The sequence below is a fragment of the Enterobacter cloacae complex sp. P12RS genome (genome assembly GCF_014895875.1).
Taxonomy (GTDB): domain Bacteria; phylum Pseudomonadota; class Gammaproteobacteria; order Enterobacterales; family Enterobacteriaceae; genus Enterobacter; species Enterobacter bugandensis.
Window position 1 is genome coordinate 1 of the sequence record NZ_JADBQO010000021.1, and the last position, 20,095, is coordinate 20,095.

Consider the following 20,095-nt stretch of genomic DNA (forward strand, 5'->3'; position numbering starts at 1 on the left):
GATTGAATATTTCATGCCTCTTGATGCGTAAATTCACTGGCTTTTCGGCTAAAGTTTCTTTAGGATTTATCTCAACAGATGATTAATTGTACCAATTGTTTGGTCCTAAATGATAAGCGATATCGATTGTATGAGGTTAGCAATGCCTTCAGGAAGTGAAGAACCGCAAAGGGATCCTGCGCTCAAGCGTAAAGCCTGGCTGGCGGTCTTTCTCGTTTCCGCCCTGTTCTGGGTGATGGTTGCTCTCCTGGCCTGGAAATATTGGGGTTGAATATGGCAGTGACGGTACGTACAGAAACGGCAAAGCGGATGTGTCAGCATCATGACACTGTTCACAAGGGACGCAAAGCGCCTGCAACAGCAGTGCCAGCATCCTGGAAACTGACGCCGCAGCAGCAGGCTTTTATTGATGTGTTCGCGGAAGACGAACCCAAAAAACAATAATTTAGTTTATTGCGTAATGATGCAGTTAGTCTGAATAATGACTATGCGCCTTTGTACTCTTTAATAAATACACATCAGCAATATAGCACGAGGACCTGCCTCGGAATGTTTAATAAATAATGCCTGGTGTCCCTATGATGAATAACATGATGTCTCAAAAATACTGGTCATGGATCGGCGTTTTTACCCTGTCGATTCTGTTCTGGAGTCAGCTCATCTGGCTGGCCGTCCACTAAATCATAAAACCTCGCTGCGGCGGGGTTTTTTGTTTTACCCTCCTCTGGACCATTCCTAAATTTATCAATTTGGGTTGTTATCAAAACGTTACGACATCTTTGTGTTATCTTTAATTACGGCCCTGATGATTGTCAGGACATCTCTGTAATTAAGGAGGAGCTTATGTCGTTAACCCTACGCGAAGCCAGTAAGGACACGTTACAGGCAGAAAATAAAACCTGGCACTACTATAGCCTGCCGCTAGCTGCCAGAACGCTTGGGGACATTTCGCGTTTACCCAAGTCCTTGAAAGTTTTGCTGGAAAATCTATTGCGCTGGCAGGACGGTGACTCCGTTACCCTCGACGATATTCAGGCGCTGGCAGGGTGGCTTAAGAATGCCCATGCCGACAGAGAAATTGCCTACCGCCCGGCAAGGGTCCTGATGCAGGACTTCACCGGCGTTCCTGCCGTGGTGGATCTCGCCGCCATGCGTGAGGCGGTTAAACGCCTCGGCGGCGATACGGCTAAAGTGAACCCGCTTTCACCCGTCGACCTCGTAATTGACCACTCCGTAACCGTTGACCACTTCGGTGATGACGATGCCTTTGGCGAGAACGTGCGTCTCGAGATGGAGCGAAATCACGAGCGTTACGTCTTCCTGAAGTGGGGTCAGCAGGCGTTCAGCCGCTTTAGCGTGGTTCCACCCGGCACCGGTATTTGTCACCAGGTTAACCTTGAATATCTCGGTAAAGCCGTCTGGAGTGAATTGCAGGACAAAGAGTGGGTGGCTTATCCGGACACGCTGGTGGGTACAGATTCCCACACCACCATGATTAACGGCCTCGGCGTGCTGGGCTGGGGTGTCGGCGGTATCGAAGCGGAAGCCGCCATGCTCGGTCAGCCGGTCTCCATGCTTATCCCTGATGTTGTGGGCTTTAAGCTCACCGGGAAGCTGTCTGAAGGCATTACCGCCACCGATCTGGTGCTCACCGTTACCCAGATGCTGCGTAAGCATGGTGTGGTGGGAAAATTTGTTGAATTTTACGGTGACGGGCTGGATTCGCTGCCGCTGGCTGACCGCGCGACCATCGCCAACATGGCGCCAGAATATGGCGCAACCTGCGGATTTTTCCCCATTGATGACGTCACGCTGGAGTACATGCGCCTGAGCGGACGCAGCGAAGAGCAGGTGGCGCTGGTGGAGGCGTACACCAAAGCGCAGGGCATGTGGCGCAATCCGGGGGATGAGCCGGTATTTACCAGCACGCTTGCGCTTGACATGGGAAGCGTTGAGGCGAGCCTCGCCGGTCCGAAACGTCCGCAGGATCGCGTAGCGTTAAGCGACGTGCCAAAAGCGTTTGCCGCAAGCAATGAGCTGGAAGTTAACGTGGCGAAGAAGGACCATCGCCCAATCGACTATGTTCTGAACGGACATCAGTATCAGCTCCCGGACGGCGCGGTTGTCATAGCCGCCATTACCTCCTGCACCAACACCTCAAACCCCAGCGTATTAATGGCGGCCGGCCTGCTGGCTAAAAAAGCGGTTGAGCTGGGGCTGAAACCACAGCCCTGGGTCAAAGCCTCCCTGGCACCGGGCTCCAAAGTGGTCTCGGATTACCTGGCGCAGGCCAGGCTAACGCCGTATCTTGATGAGCTGGGCTTTAACCTCGTGGGCTATGGCTGTACCACCTGCATCGGTAACTCCGGCCCGCTGCCTGAACCTATTGAAACGGCAATCAAGCAGGGCGATCTGACGGTTGGCGCAGTCCTTTCCGGTAACCGTAACTTTGAAGGACGTATTCATCCGCTGGTGAAAACCAACTGGCTCGCTTCGCCGCCGCTGGTGGTGGCCTACGCGCTCGCCGGGAACATGAATATCAACCTGGCTACCGATCCTATTGGTCACGACCGCAAGAATGAGCCGGTCTATCTGAAAGATATCTGGCCGTCCTCACGTGAAATTGCGATGGCCGTTGAAAAGGTCTCCACCGAGATGTTCCGCAAAGAGTATGCGGAAGTGTTTGAAGGCACGCCGGAATGGAAAGCCATCAACGTTGTGGGCTCGGACACCTATGACTGGCAGGACGATTCCACCTATATCCGCCTGTCGCCATTCTTTGATGAAATGCTGGCCGAGCCTGCACCGCTTCAGGATATTCACGGGGCGCGCATACTGGCGATGCTGGGGGATTCCGTCACCACTGACCATATCTCTCCGGCGGGGAGCATCAAAGCCGACAGCCCGGCGGGGCGTTATCTGCAAAGCCGGGGCGTGGAGCGCCGCGATTTTAACTCCTACGGATCGCGCCGCGGTAACCATGAAGTGATGATGCGCGGGACGTTTGCCAACATCCGCATTCGTAACGAAATGGTTCCGGGCGTGGAAGGGGGGATGACGCGCCATCTTCCGGGGACGGAAGTCGTGTCGATTTATGACGCAGCCGTCAAATATCAGCAGGAAGGTACGCCGCTGGCGGTGATCGCCGGGAAAGAGTACGGTTCCGGCTCCAGTCGTGACTGGGCGGCGAAAGGTCCGCGACTGCTTGGCGTTCGCGTGGTCATCGCCGAGTCGTTTGAACGTATTCACCGCTCGAACCTGATTGGCATGGGGATCCTGCCGCTTGAGTTCCCGCAGGGCGTCACGCGCAAAACGCTGGGCCTGACGGGGGAAGAGCAGATTGATATTAGCGGCCTGCAAAACCTGCAGCCGGGCAAAACGGTGCCGGTGAAGCTTACGCGAGCAGACGGGAAAAGCGAGGTACTGGAATGCCGGTGTCGTATTGATACGGCAACCGAACTGACCTACTACCAGAACGACGGCATTTTACATTATGTGATTCGTAAAATGCTGGATTGATAAAAAAAGCCCGGCATCTGTGCCGGGCTTTTTACTTTCACTCTTTCAGAAGATGGCCCATTTTGGCCGCCTTGGTATCAAGATAGTGGGCATTTTTCGGGTTGCGGCCGACAATCAGCGGTACACGCTCGACGATGTTGATCCCGGCTTCGGTGAGGATTTCCACCTTTTTGGGATTATTGGTCAGCAGGCGAACCTCGTCCACGCCCAGCAGCTTGAACATATCGGCGCAGAGGGTGAAATCACGTTCATCGGCGGCAAAACCGAGCTGGTGGTTGGCTTCCACCGTATCGTAGCCCTGGTCCTGCAGCGCGTAAGCGCGGATTTTATTCAGCAGACCAATGTTACGACCTTCCTGACGGTGATAGAGCAGCACGCCGCGGCCTTCTTCGGCAATATGGGTAAGGGCAGCTTCGAGCTGGAAACCGCAATCACAGCGCAGGCTGAACAACGCGTCGCCGGTCAGACACTCCGAATGGACGCGGGACAGCACCGGCGTCTGCCCTGAAATGTCGCCGTAGACCAGCGCGACATGATCCTGTCCGGTTGCCAGTTCTTCAAACCCCACCATCAGGAAATCGCCCCATGGGGTTGGCAGTTTGGCTTCTGCCACACGTTTAAGCTGCATGTGATTCTCCAGAGTAGGCTGACACGTTTCGTGCCTTGCGCCTGTTTTGCTTTCTGTATTTGTCCATTTTGCCACAAGCTCAGCACGTTCGCCTAATGGGCGCCATGCTATATGAACGTTAAACGCACGATCCGACATATCCACCCATCGAATGAATTTCAGTTATGATTGTGAGGCTTAGCGAAAAAGGAGAAGACATGCTTTCAATCGCCAGACGTACGGCAGCAGGCGCGGCCATTTTACTGATTATGCCTTTGGCCGTGTGGGTCTCCGGCTGGATGTGGCAGCCGGGGCAGAATGCCACCTGGCTGAAAACGTTATACTGGGTAACGGAGACGGTCACGCAGCCATGGGGAATTATTACCCACGTTATCCTCTGCGGCTGGTTCTTGTGGTGCCTGCGCTTTCGACTGCGCGCGGCGTTGATGCTCTTTGCTATCCTCGGTGGCGCGATCGTTATTGGACAGGGCGTGAAGTCCTGGGTGAAGGATCATGTTCAGGAGCCCAGACCTTTTGTCGTCTGGCTGGAAAAAGCGCACCATGTTCCGGTGGATGAGTTCTACAATTTAAAGCGTAAAGATCGCGGCGCGCTGGTGAAAGAACAGCTTTCAGAACAGGAAGATATTCCAAAGTTCCTGCGTAAGCACTGGCAAAAAGAGACGGGATTCGCGTTTCCTTCCGGCCATACGATGTTTGCAGCCAGTTGGGCGTTGCTGGGCGTTGGGCTGCTTTGGCCTCGACGTCGCACCATGACCATCGCGATTTTACTGGTTTGGGCGACAGGGGTGATGGGCAGCCGCTTGCTGCTGGGAATGCACTGGCCGCGGGATCTGGTGGTCGCTACGCTGATCTCCTGGATGCTGGTGACGCTGGCAACCTGGCTTGCAGAACGGTTCTGCGGCCCGCTCACGCCACCGCCTGAAGAGAAAGAAGAGATCGCCGAAAGGGAGCAAAGCGACGCCTGACGGTTGATATTGTGCATTTTGCCCATAAATCCATGACGTGCGCGTTACTTTTTCCGTTTCGCGCCCGTCGCTAAAATGGTAGTTTATAAGGCTGATTGCGGTGAGTTGAACACACTTTATTCGCTTGAACCACATAACGGGAAGTAATGTGAAATATTTACTCATTTTCTTACTGGTATTGGCGATTTTTGTCATTTCAGTCACATTGGGTGCACAAAACGATCAACAGGTGACGTTTAACTATCTGCTGGCGCAGGGTGAGTATCGGGTCTCCAGCCTGCTGGCGGTCTTATTTGCTGCAGGCTTTGCCATCGGCTGGCTGGTTTGCGGTCTTTTCTGGTTGAAAGTTCGTGTTTCTCTTGCGCGCGCTGAACGTAAAATTAAACGACTTGAACAGCACATTGCGCCTGCGTCCGACATGCCGGAAAGTTCAGGTGTGCCGGTCGTGAAGGAATAATCGACTATGCTGGAGTTGTTGTTTCTGCTTTTGCCTGTAGCCGCAGCCTATGGCTGGTATATGGGCCGCAGAAGTGCGCAACAAACGAAACAGGATGAGGCTAACCGACTCTCTCGCGACTACGTTGCGGGGGTGAACTTCCTCCTGAGCAATCAGCAGGACAAAGCGGTAGACCTGTTCCTCGATATGCTGAAAGAGGATACGGGGACCGTCGAAGCCCACCTCACTCTCGGTAACCTGTTCCGCTCGCGCGGCGAGGTTGACCGCGCTATCCGTATCCACCAGACCCTGATGGAAAGCGCCTCCCTGACCTACGAACAACGTCTCCTGGCGGTACAACAGCTGGGCCGAGATTATATGGCCGCGGGGCTGTACGATCGCGCTGAAGATATGTTCACACAGCTGGTGGATGAAACGGATTTCCGTATCGGCGCGTTGCAGCAGTTACTGCAGATTTACCAGGCCACCAGCGACTGGCAGAAAGCCATTGATACGGCCGAGCGTCTGGTGAAGCTGGGCAAAGACAAGCAGCGCGTTGAAATTGCGCATTTCTACTGCGAGCTTGCCCTTCAGCAGATGGGCAACGACGACATGGACAAAGCCATGGCGTTACTCAAGAAAGGCGCCGCCGCGGACCGCAATAGCGCGCGTATCTCTATCATGATGGGGCGCGTTTTTATGGCCAGCGGCGACTACGCTAAAGCCGTTGAAAGCCTGATGCGGGTGATTGACCAGGACAAAGAGCTGGTCAGCGAAACGCTTGAAATGCTGCAAACCTGCTATCAACAGCTGGACAAGCAGGAAGAGTGGGTGGCATTTCTGCGCCGTTGCGTGGAAGAGAATACCGGCGCGACCGCTGAGCTGATGCTCTCTGACGTGGTTGAGCAGTATGAGGGGAGCGACACCGCACAGGTTTATATTACCCGTCAGTTGCAACGTCATCCCACGATGCGCGTATTCCACAAGCTGATGGACTACCATCTGAACGATGCGGAAGAAGGGCGCGCGAAAGAGAGCCTGATGGTGCTGCGCGACATGGTTGGCGAGCAGGTGCGCAGCAAACCGCGCTACCGTTGTCAGAAGTGTGGTTTTACCGCGTATACGCTCTACTGGCACTGCCCATCCTGCCGGGCCTGGTCCACTATCAAGCCAATTCGCGGCCTGGATGGGCAGTAATTTTTTAAAAGCCTTCATTTTAGTTACAACATACTGATGGCTTTTACCGCTTTCTCAACACCGTGCGGCTTGCTGGCCTGGCAGGGGCATAAATGGATTCTGTCAATTTGCGGCGACGGCAGGTAGAATGCAGGCCGTTTATCTGTTCCGCGCCGCTGCGCGCCCATAGACGAAAAGGGCTGGTCATGACGTCTGTTACTTCCTCCACTTCCCGCGTTATTACGGATTCTCCTGTTGTTGTTGCGCTTGATTACAATAAGCGTGACGCAGCGCTGGCCTTTGTCGACGGTATCGATCCTCGCGATTGTCGTCTGAAAGTTGGTAAAGAGATGTTCACGCTGTTTGGACCGCAAATCGTCCGCGATCTGCAGCAGCGTGGTTTCGATGTCTTCCTCGATCTCAAATTCCATGATATCCCGAACACCACGGCGCACGCGGTTGCCGCCGCTGCGGAATTGGGTGTATGGATGGTCAACGTCCACGCGTCGGGCGGGGCGAGAATGATGACAGCCGCTCGCGAATCACTCCTGCCGTTCGGCAACGATGCGCCATTACTGATTGCGGTTACCGTGCTGACCAGCATGGACGACAGCGACTTGCGCGACCTTGGCGTGACGTTGTCACCTGCCGGGCACGCTGAGCGTCTCGCGCGTCTGACGCAGAGCTGTGGTCTCGATGGCGTCGTTTGCTCCGCGCAGGAAGCGGTACGCTTTAAGTCAGAGTTGGGCAAAGATTTTAAACTGGTCACGCCAGGCATTCGTCCTGCTGGCAGCGACGTGGGCGATCAGCGACGCATTATGACGCCTGAGCAGGCGCTGGCAGCAGGCGTTGACTACATGGTTATCGGCCGGCCGGTGACGCAGTCTGCGAACCCGGCAGAGACGCTTAAGGCTATCAACGCATCACTGAAAAAGGGGGCGCAATGACTGATTCCAACAGTCGGCTGGTCTACTCGACGGAAAGCGGGCGCATAGACGAACCGAAAACGAAAGCAGAACGTCCGAAAGGTGACGGTATTGTTCGTATCCAGCGTCAGACCAGCGGGCGAAAAGGAAAGGGGGTCTGCCTGATCTCCGGGATTGATCTGGATGATGCGGAGCTGAACAAGCTGGCAGCAGAGTTGAAGAAAAAATGTGGCTGCGGCGGCGCCGTGAAGGACGGCATTATCGAAATTCAGGGTGATAAACGCGATTTAATTAAATCGCTCCTTGAAGCCAAAGGCATGAAAGTTAAACTGGCAGGCGGCTAAAATAAATAAGCCACGGCAAATGCCGTGGCTCGTGTTATATACGTGCGTTAGTCAGACCTGAAATGCGATGCTAAATCGCCTTAACGGGAAGGCTGATAGAATAATTATTTGCCAACCTGGTGACCGATAATACCACCGACAGCAGCGCCGCCTAATGTACCCAGCGTACTACCATCCGTTAATACTGCACCACCGAGCGCACCAGCACCGGCGCCAATTGCGGTGTTACGGTCACGTTTAGACCAGTTAGAGCACGCGCTCAGGGACATTGCTACAGTGATTGCCAGAACAGCGGCGGCTAATTTTTTGCTGGTTAAGGTCATAATACTTTCTCCTGAATTATCGATTCACGGAAAGATGTACACATTAAGTATAGTCAAAATGAATACTCAATTCTTTTTTCCGTGAAAGCTGGTCGCGCAGGCGTTACGTAATCACGCAGGTGATAGTCACTTCCTGTTATATCGCTAACATTAATTTTACGACTTTACGGCAGGTTAAACAGGTAAAAACTCTTAAAGGATGGATAGGAATCCTCTCAGACGAAGGGGCATATGCGCCCGGAATACGGGCGCAAATGGACTCAGGCGGGCGTTTTAATAATATCGACAATGAGACCGTCATCTTCCAGTTTATTACGATGTTCGTCGCTTAACCTTTCATCGGTAATTACGCGGCTAAAGCGTGAGGCTGGACCCATGGTGTAAGGATGGACGGCGCCAAATTTAGAGCTGTCGGTCAGCACAATGGCTTCACACTCTTTTTCCAGAACGGCATTCACAACGTCAGATCGCATCATATCCCGGCCGGTGAAGCCTGTCTCCGGCTGCCAGCCGTCAATACCGATAAACGCCTTACTGAAATGAACCTGCTGGACATACTGCCGGGTTAGCGGGCCTACCATGCTCTCACTTTTTTTCTGGTAAATGCCGCCCAGCAAAATCACCTCACAGCGCGTCTCTTTGAGCAAATGGGCGATATAGCTACTGACGGTGATGATGGTAACGTCTTTTTGTTCGGCGAGCGTACGTGCCAGAAGAGCGTTGCTGCTGCCGTTTTCAATAAAGACCGTCTCGCCAGGGTTTACCAGCGATGCGGCAAATTCTGCCAGTTCTCGTTTAAGCGCGTAGTTATTCATCATGCGCGTCTCAACGTCGTCGCTGTCCAGCGGCACGGCATAGCCATGCGCACGGCGCAGGTAGCTCTGTTTTTCCAGCAGATTAAGATCCTGACGGATGGTCACTTCTGAAACGCCGGTGGTTTTAGCCAGCTCAACGACGCTTACGCGCCCCTGATCGATGACCATCTGCAAAATGAGTTGTTGTCGGGAATTCATAGCATCCAATTAATAAAGCGAAACGAGGTCTGAGACAGTGGGTTTAGACTTCCCACGGCGCTTTAGGCTGTCGGTTTTCGGGGGCATTGTCAGCGCCATCCTGAGCGAGAAGTTCAGACTTCAGGATCTCGAGATTACGGATTGCAGAGTGATAATCACCCGCCACCAGGATATCCAGCACGGTATCAATACGTTGTGCTACAGCTTGTGGATCAATAGTAGACATCATCTCTCCCCAGGAGCGAAAAGTTAATAATTTCAATGATGCAGAAAATAGGTTCAAAAGAGAAGGGAAAAAACGCCATAACGAAATTACCTATACGAAAGTGAACCTCTGTATGACGTTAACGTTGTTGTCGCGCTTGATATCGTTTTAGCCAGCGCTCGAATGCGGCAGCGGGCATCGGCTTAGCGAAAAGAAAACCCTGCCGTTCGTTGACGCCGTTTTTGGTCAGAAAGGCATCTTCTTTTGCGTTCTCCACCCCTTCGGCAATCACCTGCAGGTTTAGCGCCTGCGCCACTGCGACAATGGCGCGTACCAGAGACTGGGAGACAGAGTGCTTGTGAATATCTCTGACAAAAGCCTGATCGAGTTTAATGGCATCAATAGGAAAACGCGCCAGCTGGGAAAGGGAAGAGTAGCCGGTACCGAAATCGTCCAGATGAATTTGTGCCCCGAGCCGACTGAATTGCTGGATCACCGAGAGCGCCAGCTCTTCGTTTTCGATAAGACAGCTTTCGGTTAACTCAACGTCGATAGGGCAGTACTCAAAATGCAGATCCTTAAGCGCCTGCTTTAGCTCGCTGAAAATCGTCTGGTCGGCCAACTGACGTGCAGAGACGTTCACGGCCACGCGCAGGTTAATTCCCTTGTCACGCCATTTTGCCACCTGGCGAACCACATCAAGCATCACCCAGCGACCCAGCGGCACAATCAAACCGGACTCCTCGGCATAAGAGATAAATTCCAGAGGGGGGATCAGCCCGCGCTCGGGCGACTGCCAGCGGACCAGCGCTTCAAGGCTTCTGACTTCGCCGCGCCAGGTCATTTTCGGCTGGTAGTGGATCAGGAGCTGATCGTTATCCAGCGCTTTACGCAGGTTGGTGTCCAGCCACAGGTACTCAAACACGCGCTGGTTCATCTCGGGGGAGAAGACGCAGAATTTGCCACGGCCATTCTCCTTGGCGGTGTACATGGCGATGTCGGCATTGCGAATCACGCTTTCCCGATCGTTCCCGTGCTGCGGCGCGAGGGCGATCCCCAGGGAGCAACCGGTGTAAACCTCAATCAGACCGATTCTGAACGGTTGGCGCAGGCGGGTCAGAATACGCGACGCCATCGCTTCCAGCGAGCCCTGAGAGGTATTGGTGGCCATAACGATAAACTCATCGCCGCCGAGCCGCGCTAAAACCTGCCCCTCATCCAGACAACTCAGAAGGGCAAGTGCAACCGCCTGCAGGAGCTGATCGCCGAACATATGCCCGTAGGCATCGTTAACCTTTTTGAAGTTATCGAGGTCGAGGTAAACCACGCCAACCTGCGTATCGCCGCGGCTGTTGATGGCGTCTGAAATCAGCTCATGGATCGCATTGCGGTTGGGCAGGCCGGTGATGGTATCGGTATTGGCCAGCACGCGCAGGCGCTCCTGTGCCCGCCGTTCTTCGGTAATGTCGGTCCCGGAGCAGATAAGGAAAATTTCATTTTTACCGCTGCCGCTGTGAACGAATTTATTTCTGAACAGAAACAAGCGTTGCCCTTTTCGCGTTTTAATCCACCGTTCGACTTCGTAGGAGCTGCCGTTGCGAAAGAAACCCGCAATGTTGCGCTTCGAGGCTGCCGCTTCGCTGCGGCTCATGAACAGTTCAAACACGTTTTGACCAATGACTTCATGTTCTTTCAGACCGGTATACTCTTCGCTCAGGCGGTTAAAGCGCTGGATATTGCCGTTTTGATCGAGAATGACAATGACGGAATTCGCTTCAGAAACAACCTGTTCCGCAAAGGAGAGTCCCTGAGCCAGATCGCGTGCCACGGAGGGCGTATCGTTCCAGGCGGAAGCCGTTCCGGCCCACTCGTTTCGGGTGATTTTGCGTCCGACAAGATGGACGGGAACTTGCTCGCCGTAAAGAGAGAGGTTCAGGGAAATGCTGGTGGTCATTACCGTTAGCTGACGGATCTGTGCGGCCTGTTCATCATCCAGTACGATCTCCTGAGTCACGTCAGCATTTTCGCTGGCGGCAAGGTGCAGAGCGTTGCTGTCAGCCGACAATCGCCACCACGGGCTGTGAGTACCCATGTAACGAAACAGCAAATTTTGCTCAAGTTCGTCGATCATGATTTCTCCCGCCGCGACGCATTAGCGAACAAATTATTCATTAGTCGTCGACTTTTCCGTTGAAAATAGCGGCAAAGCCGCAGTGAAAGTATTGTTTTTCTGAGCTTTTTTATAATAAAACGCATTAGGCATATAAAAATGCTGAGCGTATAAAATTCACGTGCCCGAAAAGGGCAGCACTCTTTAACTGTAGATAATTATGGCTGTTTTGGGCGGGCTGGGGCGGAAAAAGTAAGAAAAATGATGCTTTTGCGAGGGGAAAGACAGGGAGAAAATTGTCGGCCTTTCTGAACGGAAATGACCGACAATTGAGCAGGTTATCAGGCGACAGGGCGCGCAATAATACTGCGGGTTTCCATGCGAACTTCAGCGATAGTTACATCAATCACGTCAGTGACTTTGTAAACCGTCTCGCCTTTAATTTGCACGGTGCCGCTTTCCTGACTGCAGACCAGTTCGTCACGAACGGCGTGCAGGAACGGGGCAGGGATAAAGGCGACCGCACCGTTATCCACCAGACGTACGCGCATTCCCCCGCGGCTGATATCAATAATTTCTGCCGCGAAGCGGGTATCGGTACCGGCTTTATCCTGCAGGAAGCGCGCGTATAGCCAGTCTCCAACGTCACGTTCCGCCATGCGGTTCAGACGGCGACGCTCGGCCATCTGTAGGGTCGTGTCGTCCTGTGGACGGGCAATGGTTTCGCCCTTAATAATCGCTTTCAGCAGGCGGTGGTTAACCATATCGCCATACTTACGGATCGGGGAGGTCCAGGTGGCGTAGGCTTCCAGACCGAGGCCAAAGTGCGGGCCTGGCTCGGTGCTGATTTCCGCGAAGGACTGGAAGCGGCGAATACGGCTATCCAGGAAACCGGACGGCTGAGCGTCCAGCTCGCGGCGAAGCTTGCAGAAGCCCGGCAGTGTCAGCACTTCTTCCGGATCAACATGCACATCGTGATTCTTCAGGAGGGCCGCGAGCGCTTCGGTATTGGCCGGATCGAATCCGGTATGAACGTTGTAAATACCGAAGCCCAGCCTGTCGCGCAGCACGCGCGCGGCACAGATGTTGGCGGCAATCATCGCTTCTTCGACGATGCGGTTAGCAATGCGTCGCGGCTCGGCCACGATATCCAGCACTTCGCCTTTTTCACCGAGAACAAAACGATAATCCGGACGATCTTTGAAGACCAGGGCGTGAGTCTTACGCCACTCGCCGCGGTTCAGGCAGATGCGGTGCAGCAGACGAATCTGTGCCGCGATAGCATCGGATTCAGGTTTCCAGCTGCCGGTGTTTTCCAGCCAGTCGGAGACATTGTCATAGGCCAGCTTGGCTTTGGATTCGATGGTGGCGGCAAAGAATTCGATATCGTCTTCAATCGTGCCATCTGCGGCAATGGTCATGCGGCAGGCGAGAACCGGGCGCACCTCATTTGGGCGCAGCGAGCAGAGGTCGTCAGACAGTTCGCGCGGCAGCATCGGGATGTTAAAGCCCGGCAGGTAGTTGGTGAACGCGCGGATTTTCGCCGTTTCGTCCAGCTTGCTGCCTTCCACAATCCAGGCGGTTGGATCGGCAATGGCGACGGTCAAATGCAGTTTGCCATCGGCGCTCTCTTCAGCGTAGAGCGCATCGTCCATATCTTCTGTGCTGGCGCTGTCGATGGTGACAAACTCCAGCGCGGTAAGATCGCGGCGCGCCAGGCCTTCATCCTGCATCTCAGTTGCCACGCCGTTCGGCGCTTCTTTTTCAAGATTATGGCGCGCCAGCGTGACCCACCACGGGACGAAATGGTCGTCGCCAAAGGTGATGAACTGGGTCAGTTCAGCATAGAAACCGCGGTCGCCTTTCAGAGGATGACGGCGCATTTCTGCCACGGCCCAGTCACCTTCTTTAAAATCATGCTCAACGCCGCGGGCGGCGCGGCAGGGAATGGCATCTTTCAGCAGGGGGTGATCCGGCACGACAGAAAGACGATCGTCCTTTCTCTGCACTTTGCCCACAAAGCGGGTCAGGAACGGCTCGATCAGTTCTTCCGGCTCGGCGGATTCACGTTCCTTCTCGGTATGGATGACGGCCATGACGCGATCGCCATGCATCACTTTCTTCATCTGCGGTGGCGGAATGAAGTAGCTTTTCTGCGCGTCAACTTCAAGGAAGCCAAAGCCCTTTTCCGTGGCTTTCACGACCCCTTCTGCACGCGGCGTCTGGGAATGCAGTTGCTGTTTAAGCTGCGCTAGCAGCGGGTTGTCCTGAAACATAATGTTCTATTTTCGTAGCCATTGAGCGGCTGACAGTTTTACGCGATTCTCACTGCTACAGCAAGCGCTCTTTGGGGAAAGAGTGTGGTTATTCCGCTTTGCCGGACGCGACTTTTAGTCGATTGATCCAGCCCTCCAGCGCGCATTGGCTGAGCAGGTTGATCGCCTGAACGGCAGTAAGTCCTTCTTCCGTGAGCGGGGTAAATTGTGCGGCGCTGAAGCGGTCCGGCGAGCGTGTCAGCAATTCGGCTGCTGCCGAAAGCGCCGGAGGAGGCAGCGAAACCGTTTCCCGGCTGTTTATCAGGATCTCCCCCATCAGGTCGAGCAAGGTCGGTTCATGGCACAGGACCGGCGTCAGCGCCTCAAGCGTGGGCTCTGCCTGCCAGCGGGAGAGGGACTCAAGCTGATGCGCACTGGCATAGCGAAGCTCGACCACGGGCAGAAGCGAGATCCACGCGTCGGAGGACGTTGGCAGGGTGTGCGGCTGAATATGATGGCCCGGCAGCCAGCGTACGGGATGGCCGAGCAGTGCCTGAAAGACGGCGACCACGCGCGCCTGAAAACCGATAAAGCCGATTATCTGGTTAATCACCACAACGTCATAGATAGACAGACCTACCTCATCAAGCTGGTTTCGCGCCTTATCATCAATGACGTCAGGTGAGCTGGCGAGCTGGCGGGCGTACTGCGTGATTTGCGCCAGCCGTCGGTTACTTTCGCGGGAGGAGTCAGGGCCCGGCAGCGGGGCGAGGAGGGCGGCGTAGTGGTTGCACAGCCGCTGAACGCCGCAGGCCTGCGCCACCGTCAGCGCGGTACTTAACCGATCGTAGGCGCTAAGCGTTCGCAGGCGGTTTACGGGAAGTGAGAGCGGGAACAGCTGGTGACATAAGGATCTGGCAGGAGCGAGCCAGCCGGTACAGGCGGCGACAATCTCATCTGGCAGGGCTAAATCGAGCAAAAAACGATCGTCGACGTTAGCGGCTTCGGGCACCAGGGGCAGCACTTCCGGCTGCGCGTGGTTAGACTGGGTTTCGTGATACCAGTGGCCTTTGCCGGAAAAACGGCGTTGTTCCATGGGCGTTCCTTGATCTCAAAATGGCGATCAATATCCTGGCGTAAGGCAGATAAAGGGAAAAATATTGTTAGGTGATAACAAATAGCAGAACGGAATAACGAAGGGGAGTGCGGAGGGGGAAAGCTCTCTTCCCGTGCGGGAAGAGAGCCACAGCTTATTTAATTTCCAGCTCGTTCATTGCAGCGATGTTGAAGCCGCCGTCAACGTGAACCACTTCGCCGGAGATACCTGCGGAAAGGTCAGAGCACAGGAATGCAGCAGAGTTACCCACATCTTCAATGGTAACGGTACGACGAATCGGGGTAACCGCTTCGCAGTGTGCCAGCATTTTACGGAAATCTTTGATGCCGGACGCCGCCAGGGTGCGGATAGGGCCAGCAGAGATGGCGTTAACGCGCACGCCTTCTGGACCCATTGCGTTCGCCATGTAGCGGACGTTGGCTTCCAGAGATGCTTTCGCCAGGCCCATAACGTTGTAGTTAGGGATAGCACGCTCTGCGCCCAGGTAGGACAGGGTCAGCAGCGCTGCGCCCGGGTTCAGCATTGCGCGGCAAGATTTCGCCATTGCAACGAAGCTGTAGGAGCTGATGTCGTGCGCGATTTTAAAGCCATCACGGGTTACCGCGTTCACGTAGTCGCCGTCCAGCTGGTCGCCAGGAGCGAAGCCGATGGAGTGAACGAAACCGTCGAATTTCGGCCATGCTTTTGCCAGTTCAGCAAACATGCCGTCGATGCTTTCGTCTTGTGCAACGTCACATTCCAGAACAATGCTGGAACCCAGCTGCGCGGCAAACTCTTCAACACGGCCTTTCAGCTTGTCGTTCTGGTAGGTGAACGCCAGCTCAGCGCCTTCGCGATGCATTGCCTGTGCGATGCCGTATGCGATGGACAGTTTGCTGGCAACGCCAGTCACCAGAATGCGCTTACCGGAAAGAAAACCCATAGCTTTAATCCTTATATTCATTGCTTATTTTGCCTTGTAATTCATAGCGTTACAGGCAGTATTTCAAAATCATTCGAAATTAGCTCGAAATTATAGCCCACTCACGGCCCCTTGTGTCACGATATTTCTCGCCGATCTCCGAAGAGGAATGCCCCAAAAGGCGAGGCGCGGGCTGGCGGGGGCTCAAAATTTCAGCATTCGTCCAGTATATCACCCGGCAGCAGCTTCGCCTCATCCAACCAGCAAGGTTCCGCGATCCGTCAGCGGTATTCACACTTTCCTGGCGTTTTCAACGAAACGCGCAATGACAATAAAGAATACCGGGACGAAAAAGATCGCGAGAAGCGTGCCGCTAATCATGCCGCCAAACACCCCGGTGCCGATAGCGTGCTGCGTGCTGTCACTCGCGCCACGCGCCAGCATCAGTGGCACCACGCCTAACGTAAAGGCTAACGATGTCATCAGAATAGGGCGCAGACGCTGGCTTGCGGCCTGTATTGTTGCCGCCAGCAGGGGTTGTCCTTCCCGGTGGAGCTGCCTTGCAAACTCGACAATCAGAATGGCGTTCTTGGCGGACAGGCCTATCAGGGTGATAAGACCGACCTTAAAGAAAACATCATTCGTCATGCCCGCAACGGAGACGGCAACCACCGCACCGATAAGCCCCAGGGGAACGACCAGCATGACCGCAAAGGGAATTGACCAGCTCTCATACAGGGCGGCGAGCACCATGAACACGACCAGTATCGACAGAACGATCAGACCCGGGAGCTGAGATTCGGATTTTCTCTCCTGCAATGAGCTCCCGGCCCACTCGCCGGCCATCCCCTGCGGTAAATCCCGTGACAACGTCTCCATGGCCTTCATTGCAGTGCCGCTGGATTTGCCCGGGGCCGCACTGCCGGTAATGCGGATAGCAGAATATCCCTGATAACGCGTCAACTGCTGCGGCGCAACGTTCCAGGAAAGCGTCGCAAACGTAGATACTGGCACCATCTGCCCCATACGGTTTTTTACCGATAATTTCAGGATCTGCTCAGGCTGCATGCGGTAAGGGGCGTCGGCCTGAATAATGACCTGCTGAACACGGCCCTTGTTCGTGTAGTCATTAACGTAGTTCGACCCCATGGTGACCGAGAGCGTCTGGTTGATTTCATCAAATGAAACGCCCAGCGCTTCCGCTTTTTCCCGGTCAATCTGAAGGGCCAGGCTTGTTCCTTCCGGCAGACCGTCTATATACACGTCACTCAGTTCAGGACGTTGATTAGCTTTCATAACCAGCGCATCGGCCGCTCTCTTTAACGCCCCGTAGCCCAGTCCCGCCCTGTCCTGCACGTACCAGGTGAAGCCCGAGGAGGTGCCCATATCCGAAATGGCCGGCGGGAGAAGGCTCATCGTGACGGCATCAGAGACGTTAGCCATGCTGGCCTGTATATGGTCGGCTTCATTCTGTGCGGTCGTACCCTGCCGATCTTTCCAGTCCTTCAGCGTGGTGAAGGCCATGGCCGAATTCGGTCCCGAGCCTGAAAACCCAAATCCCAGAATCATAATATTGCTTTCAATATCCGGCCGGGCCGCAATTTCCTCTTCAAATTTTTTAACCACTCTCAGGGTGCGCTGCATTGTGGCATCGGAAGGCAGCTGAATTGAGGACATAAAATAGCCCTGATCTTCATCCGGAAGAAAGGACGAGGGCAGCGAAGAAAGCCCCAAACATAGGGCAGCACATAGCGCAACGTACAACAGCAGCATTCGCCCGGTACGTCTCAGCACCGCGCCCAGCCCGGATTCGTACCACGTCGTGAGGGTACGAAAGCGGGCGTTAAACCCTGCTGCGAACCTGCCACCTACGTGCTTTGCTGCGCTGTGAGGCTTAAGCAGCGTCGCGCATAGCGCGGGGGTAAGCGTGAGGGCAAGAAATGCCGACAACAGTATGGAGACCGCCATGGAAATACAAAATTGTCGATAAATAATCCCGACGGATCCTTCGGCGAAACCCATGGGAATAAAGACGGCGGTAAGCACCAGCGTGATCCCGATAATTGCCGGCGTGATTTCATTCATGGCCTCCCGGGTCGCGTCGCGCGGAGAGAGTTGTTTTTCTTCCATCAGGCGCTCAACGTTCTCCACGACCACAATGGCGTCATCTACGATAATCCCTATCGCCAGAACCATGCCGAACATGGTCAGAATATTGATGGAGTATCCACTCAATAGCATCACCGTGAAGGTGCCAAGCAGTGCGACGGGGGCAACAATCGCCGGGATAAGCGTACAGCGTATCTTATGCAGAAACAGCAGCATTACGAGGAAGACCAGAACCATCGCTTCCACAAATGTCTGCACCACCTTCATGATGGAGAGCTTCACAAAAGGCGCGGTATCGAAGGGAACCGTAAACGTCATTCCTTCCGGCAACACCTGAGAAAGTTCGTCGATGCGTGCGTGTACGCCTGCAGCCGTGCTCATCGCATTGGCGCCAGGCGATAGCTGGACTGCCGCAGCCGTTGCGGGAACCCCATTTTCGCGGATACCGAAAGCGTAGCTTTGCAGGCCGGACTCAATGCGCGCGACGTCGGACAGCTTCAGCCTTGCGCCGGACGCCTCTGATTTCAGAGTTATATTACTGAAAGCCTCTACGGAAGTGAGTTGCCCCTTCACGGTGATCGGATACGTTACGCCTTGCCCTTCAGATGCCGGTTCATCTCCCGTTTTGCCGGGCGAAACCAGGGCATTTTGCTGGCCAACGGCGGTAAGCACATCGCTCACCGAAAGTCCGTAGCTATGAAGCTTCATCGGGTCCAGCCAGATGCGCAGCGCTTTTTCGCCACCAAACAGCTGAATTTTCCCTACTCCAGGTACGCGGCGAAGCTCGTCGCTGACATGCCGGGCAAAGTAATCGCTTAAATCGGCTTCCTCAAATTTACCGGTTGCGGACTTCAGCCCCACCATCATTAAAAAACCGGAATTGGCCGCCTCGACGTTGATGCCATTTTGCCTGACCGCCTGTGGCAAACGCGGCTCCACAATTTTAATCTGGTTCTGAAGGTCCATCTGCGCCAGCTTGATGTCCGTGCCGGGCTTAAACGTCACGGTAATAGACGCAGAACCGGTTGTGTCACTGGATGATTCGAAGTAAAGCAAATTATCGACGCTAGATATTTCGCGCTCAAGTAACGACACCACCGACGTATTCATAATATCGGGGCTGGCGCCCGGGTAGGTGACAGAAATAATAATCCCAGGCGGTGCCACCGCCGGATACTGCGCAACCGGCAGCCGGGGGATAGACAATACACCCGCCAGGACGATAAAAAGCGCCACGACCCAGGCGAAAATGGGACGTTCAATAAAGAAATGAGGCATTAATTTAACTTCCAGATACGTGACTATTTCAGTGAGTTATTTTGTTCAAGATGGTGTGATGGAGAGTCTACAACTCGCCTGTTTAGCGGACATGGGCGGTTTATGGAGAGAGTGTGGAGCGAAACAACACGGTTGTTTAAATCATTCTCACGATGAGGTACAACGGTGAACCGCCAAAAAAGAGAATTAAATAACACTCATAGTAAAACACCAAATCGTTAAAATCTGGCGTAGCGTTCAGCAGCACAGTGAACGTAATAATGAGATAAACAAAAATCACCATTAGCCAGAAGGCGATGAGAAGTAATTCAGTGAACGCGCCTGCTTTGTTTTGTATTATCAGAGAGACAACCGACAAGGCAATGCAGCCATAGATCATGGGGGAAGAGAGTAGTGTTGCGGCGACTTTCTCATCCATTATATGCATCAATACCAGCCAGGTATAAAGTAATCCCCACGATAGCAGCAGGAAGAGAGAAAATATGCCGATTTTTTTAGGAGAGAAGTATTTCGAAAGTTCCATGCTCATTATCTCAGCCAAATTCAGAAAGCCTTTAAGCGACAGGGGTATTTACCACGTTAAACGAAAGACGGTTTAACTCCGAATAACTATTGTGGACTGACATTGTCGAGTCTTTATTGACTGAATGTGTAGGCTGTATGGAGAAATTGCCGGGCACTTAAATTAATCCAGGAAATTTTCGCGGTCACGGCACTTTTTCCCGGAGCCTGTGTCTTATTGTGCTAAAGATATCTGATAGCGTGCTCAAAGGGATTTCACCCGCGGAGA

At 54.0% G+C, this 20,095-nt stretch carries 19 protein-coding genes; 9 read left to right on the top strand and 10 right to left on the bottom strand.

From position 1 onward, the window contains the following. Positions 1-130: 130 nt before the first annotated feature. The 4 genes from IM284_RS14005 to acnA all read left to right on the top strand — a co-directional run bounded on the left by IM284_RS14005 (position 131) and on the right by acnA (position 3,519). Entirely contained in the window at positions 131-271 is a 141-nt protein-coding gene (locus IM284_RS14005; protein ID WP_213743510.1) for a YmiA family putative membrane protein, read from the top strand. Positions 272-273: 2 nt separating this feature from the next. Further along, positions 274-444 (top strand): hypothetical protein, encoded by a 171-nt coding sequence (locus IM284_RS14010; RefSeq protein ID WP_032644881.1) that lies wholly within the window; start codon positions 274-276, stop codon positions 442-444. A gap of 137 nt (positions 445-581) precedes the next feature. After that, positions 582-680, top strand: a complete 99-nt coding sequence (gene ymiC, locus IM284_RS23375; protein ID WP_032644994.1) for a small membrane protein YmiC — start codon at positions 582-584, stop codon at positions 678-680. 163 nt (positions 681-843) lie between these two features. Continuing rightward, on the top strand, positions 844-3,519 hold the full coding sequence (acnA, locus tag IM284_RS14015) for an aconitate hydratase AcnA (RefSeq protein WP_028013402.1): 2,676 nt from the start codon (positions 844-846) through the stop codon (positions 3,517-3,519). A gap of 37 nt (positions 3,520-3,556) precedes the next feature. On the opposite strand, the gene ribA is transcribed toward acnA, so the two are convergent. Continuing rightward, positions 3,557-4,147, bottom strand: a complete 591-nt coding sequence (gene ribA / locus IM284_RS14020; RefSeq protein ID WP_028013401.1) for a GTP cyclohydrolase II — start codon at positions 4,145-4,147, stop codon at positions 3,557-3,559. Between the two features lie 197 nt (positions 4,148-4,344). On the opposite strand from ribA, the gene pgpB reads away from it, so the two are divergent. From pgpB to yciH, 5 genes are all read left to right on the top strand, one after another. Then, complete coding sequence (gene pgpB / locus IM284_RS14025) at positions 4,345-5,112, top strand: phosphatidylglycerophosphatase B (RefSeq protein ID WP_028013400.1); 768 nt, start codon at positions 4,345-4,347, stop codon at positions 5,110-5,112. Between the two features lie 148 nt (positions 5,113-5,260). Then, complete coding sequence (locus tag IM284_RS14030; protein WP_028013399.1) at positions 5,261-5,569, top strand: LapA family protein; 309 nt, start codon at positions 5,261-5,263, stop codon at positions 5,567-5,569. Positions 5,570-5,575: 6 nt separating this feature from the next. Beyond that, positions 5,576-6,745, top strand: a complete 1,170-nt coding sequence (gene lapB / locus IM284_RS14035) for a lipopolysaccharide assembly protein LapB (protein ID WP_041909646.1) — start codon at positions 5,576-5,578, stop codon at positions 6,743-6,745. 185 nt (positions 6,746-6,930) lie between these two features. Further along, positions 6,931-7,671: an orotidine-5'-phosphate decarboxylase gene (pyrF, locus tag IM284_RS14040; protein WP_047368697.1), complete on the top strand. Its 741-nt coding sequence runs from the start codon at positions 6,931-6,933 to the stop codon at positions 7,669-7,671. Then, positions 7,668-7,994: a stress response translation initiation inhibitor YciH gene (gene yciH, locus IM284_RS14045; protein ID WP_045630534.1), complete on the top strand. Its 327-nt coding sequence runs from the start codon at positions 7,668-7,670 to the stop codon at positions 7,992-7,994. The genes pyrF and yciH overlap by 4 nt, the downstream gene beginning before the upstream one ends. Positions 7,995-8,098: 104 nt before the next feature. Here yciH and osmB read toward each other — a convergent pair whose 3' ends face one another. From osmB to IM284_RS14090, 9 genes are all read right to left on the bottom strand, one after another. Beyond that, positions 8,099-8,317, bottom strand: coding sequence for an osmotically-inducible lipoprotein OsmB (gene osmB / locus IM284_RS14050; protein ID WP_008501216.1), 219 nt, complete (start codon positions 8,315-8,317; stop codon positions 8,099-8,101). Between the two features lie 260 nt (positions 8,318-8,577). Then, on the bottom strand, positions 8,578-9,330 hold the full coding sequence (locus IM284_RS14055) for a DNA-binding transcriptional regulator YciT (protein WP_041909650.1): 753 nt from the start codon (positions 9,328-9,330) through the stop codon (positions 8,578-8,580). 43 nt (positions 9,331-9,373) lie between these two features. Further along, positions 9,374-9,556: a hypothetical protein gene (locus IM284_RS14060; protein WP_041909652.1), complete on the bottom strand. Its 183-nt coding sequence runs from the start codon at positions 9,554-9,556 to the stop codon at positions 9,374-9,376. Positions 9,557-9,674: 118 nt separating this feature from the next. Continuing rightward, entirely contained in the window at positions 9,675-11,666 is a 1,992-nt protein-coding gene (gene pdeR, locus IM284_RS14065; RefSeq protein WP_028013393.1) for a cyclic di-GMP phosphodiesterase, read from the bottom strand. A gap of 320 nt (positions 11,667-11,986) precedes the next feature. Then, complete coding sequence (locus IM284_RS14070; RefSeq protein WP_047368696.1) at positions 11,987-13,921, bottom strand: exoribonuclease II; 1,935 nt, start codon at positions 13,919-13,921, stop codon at positions 11,987-11,989. A gap of 88 nt (positions 13,922-14,009) precedes the next feature. Next, complete coding sequence (locus IM284_RS14075; protein ID WP_047368695.1) at positions 14,010-14,996, bottom strand: oxidoreductase; 987 nt, start codon at positions 14,994-14,996, stop codon at positions 14,010-14,012. A 154-nt stretch (positions 14,997-15,150) separates the two neighbouring features. Next, the gene (gene fabI / locus IM284_RS14080; RefSeq protein ID WP_003856831.1) at positions 15,151-15,939 is read right to left on the bottom strand and encodes an enoyl-ACP reductase FabI; all 789 of its coding nucleotides are present in this window, start codon (positions 15,937-15,939) and stop codon (positions 15,151-15,153) included. A 270-nt stretch (positions 15,940-16,209) separates the two neighbouring features. Beyond that, positions 16,210-19,305 carry a multidrug efflux RND transporter permease subunit gene (locus IM284_RS14085; protein WP_047368694.1) on the bottom strand — a complete coding sequence of 1,032 codons (3,096 nt, stop codon included), beginning with the start codon at positions 19,303-19,305 and terminating at the stop codon, positions 16,210-16,212. 136 nt (positions 19,306-19,441) lie between these two features. Then, complete coding sequence (locus tag IM284_RS14090; protein WP_028013389.1) at positions 19,442-19,828, bottom strand: hypothetical protein; 387 nt, start codon at positions 19,826-19,828, stop codon at positions 19,442-19,444. Between the last annotated feature and the right edge of the window lie 267 nt (positions 19,829-20,095).

Excerpts from the sequence above, each read along its gene's own strand:
- IM284_RS14005 (WP_213743510.1), top strand. The coding sequence starts at position 131 with ATGAGGTTAGCAATGCCTTCAGGAAGTGAAGAACCGCAAAGGGATCCT.
- IM284_RS14010 (WP_032644881.1), top strand. The coding sequence starts at position 274 with ATGGCAGTGACGGTACGTACAGAAACGGCAAAGCGGATGTGTCAGCAT.
- ymiC (WP_032644994.1), top strand. The coding sequence starts at position 582 with ATGAATAACATGATGTCTCAAAAATACTGGTCATGGATCGGCGTTTTT.
- acnA (WP_028013402.1), top strand. The coding sequence starts at position 844 with ATGTCGTTAACCCTACGCGAAGCCAGTAAGGACACGTTACAGGCAGAA.
- ribA (WP_028013401.1), bottom strand. The coding sequence starts at position 4,147 with ATGCAGCTTAAACGTGTGGCAGAAGCCAAACTGCCAACCCCATGGGGC.
- pgpB (WP_028013400.1), top strand. The coding sequence starts at position 4,345 with ATGCTTTCAATCGCCAGACGTACGGCAGCAGGCGCGGCCATTTTACTG.
- lapB (WP_041909646.1), top strand. The coding sequence starts at position 5,576 with ATGCTGGAGTTGTTGTTTCTGCTTTTGCCTGTAGCCGCAGCCTATGGC.
- pyrF (WP_047368697.1), top strand. The coding sequence starts at position 6,931 with ATGACGTCTGTTACTTCCTCCACTTCCCGCGTTATTACGGATTCTCCT.
- yciH (WP_045630534.1), top strand. The coding sequence starts at position 7,668 with ATGACTGATTCCAACAGTCGGCTGGTCTACTCGACGGAAAGCGGGCGC.
- osmB (WP_008501216.1), bottom strand. The coding sequence starts at position 8,317 with ATGACCTTAACCAGCAAAAAATTAGCCGCCGCTGTTCTGGCAATCACT.
- IM284_RS14055 (WP_041909650.1), bottom strand. The coding sequence starts at position 9,330 with ATGAATTCCCGACAACAACTCATTTTGCAGATGGTCATCGATCAGGGG.
- IM284_RS14060 (WP_041909652.1), bottom strand. The coding sequence starts at position 9,556 with ATGTCTACTATTGATCCACAAGCTGTAGCACAACGTATTGATACCGTG.
- pdeR (WP_028013393.1), bottom strand. The coding sequence starts at position 11,666 with ATGATCGACGAACTTGAGCAAAATTTGCTGTTTCGTTACATGGGTACT.
- IM284_RS14070 (WP_047368696.1), bottom strand. The coding sequence starts at position 13,921 with ATGTTTCAGGACAACCCGCTGCTAGCGCAGCTTAAACAGCAACTGCAT.
- IM284_RS14075 (WP_047368695.1), bottom strand. The coding sequence starts at position 14,996 with ATGGAACAACGCCGTTTTTCCGGCAAAGGCCACTGGTATCACGAAACC.
- fabI (WP_003856831.1), bottom strand. The coding sequence starts at position 15,939 with ATGGGTTTTCTTTCCGGTAAGCGCATTCTGGTGACTGGCGTTGCCAGC.
- IM284_RS14085 (WP_047368694.1), bottom strand. The coding sequence starts at position 19,305 with ATGCCTCATTTCTTTATTGAACGTCCCATTTTCGCCTGGGTCGTGGCG.
- IM284_RS14090 (WP_028013389.1), bottom strand. The coding sequence starts at position 19,828 with ATGGAACTTTCGAAATACTTCTCTCCTAAAAAAATCGGCATATTTTCT.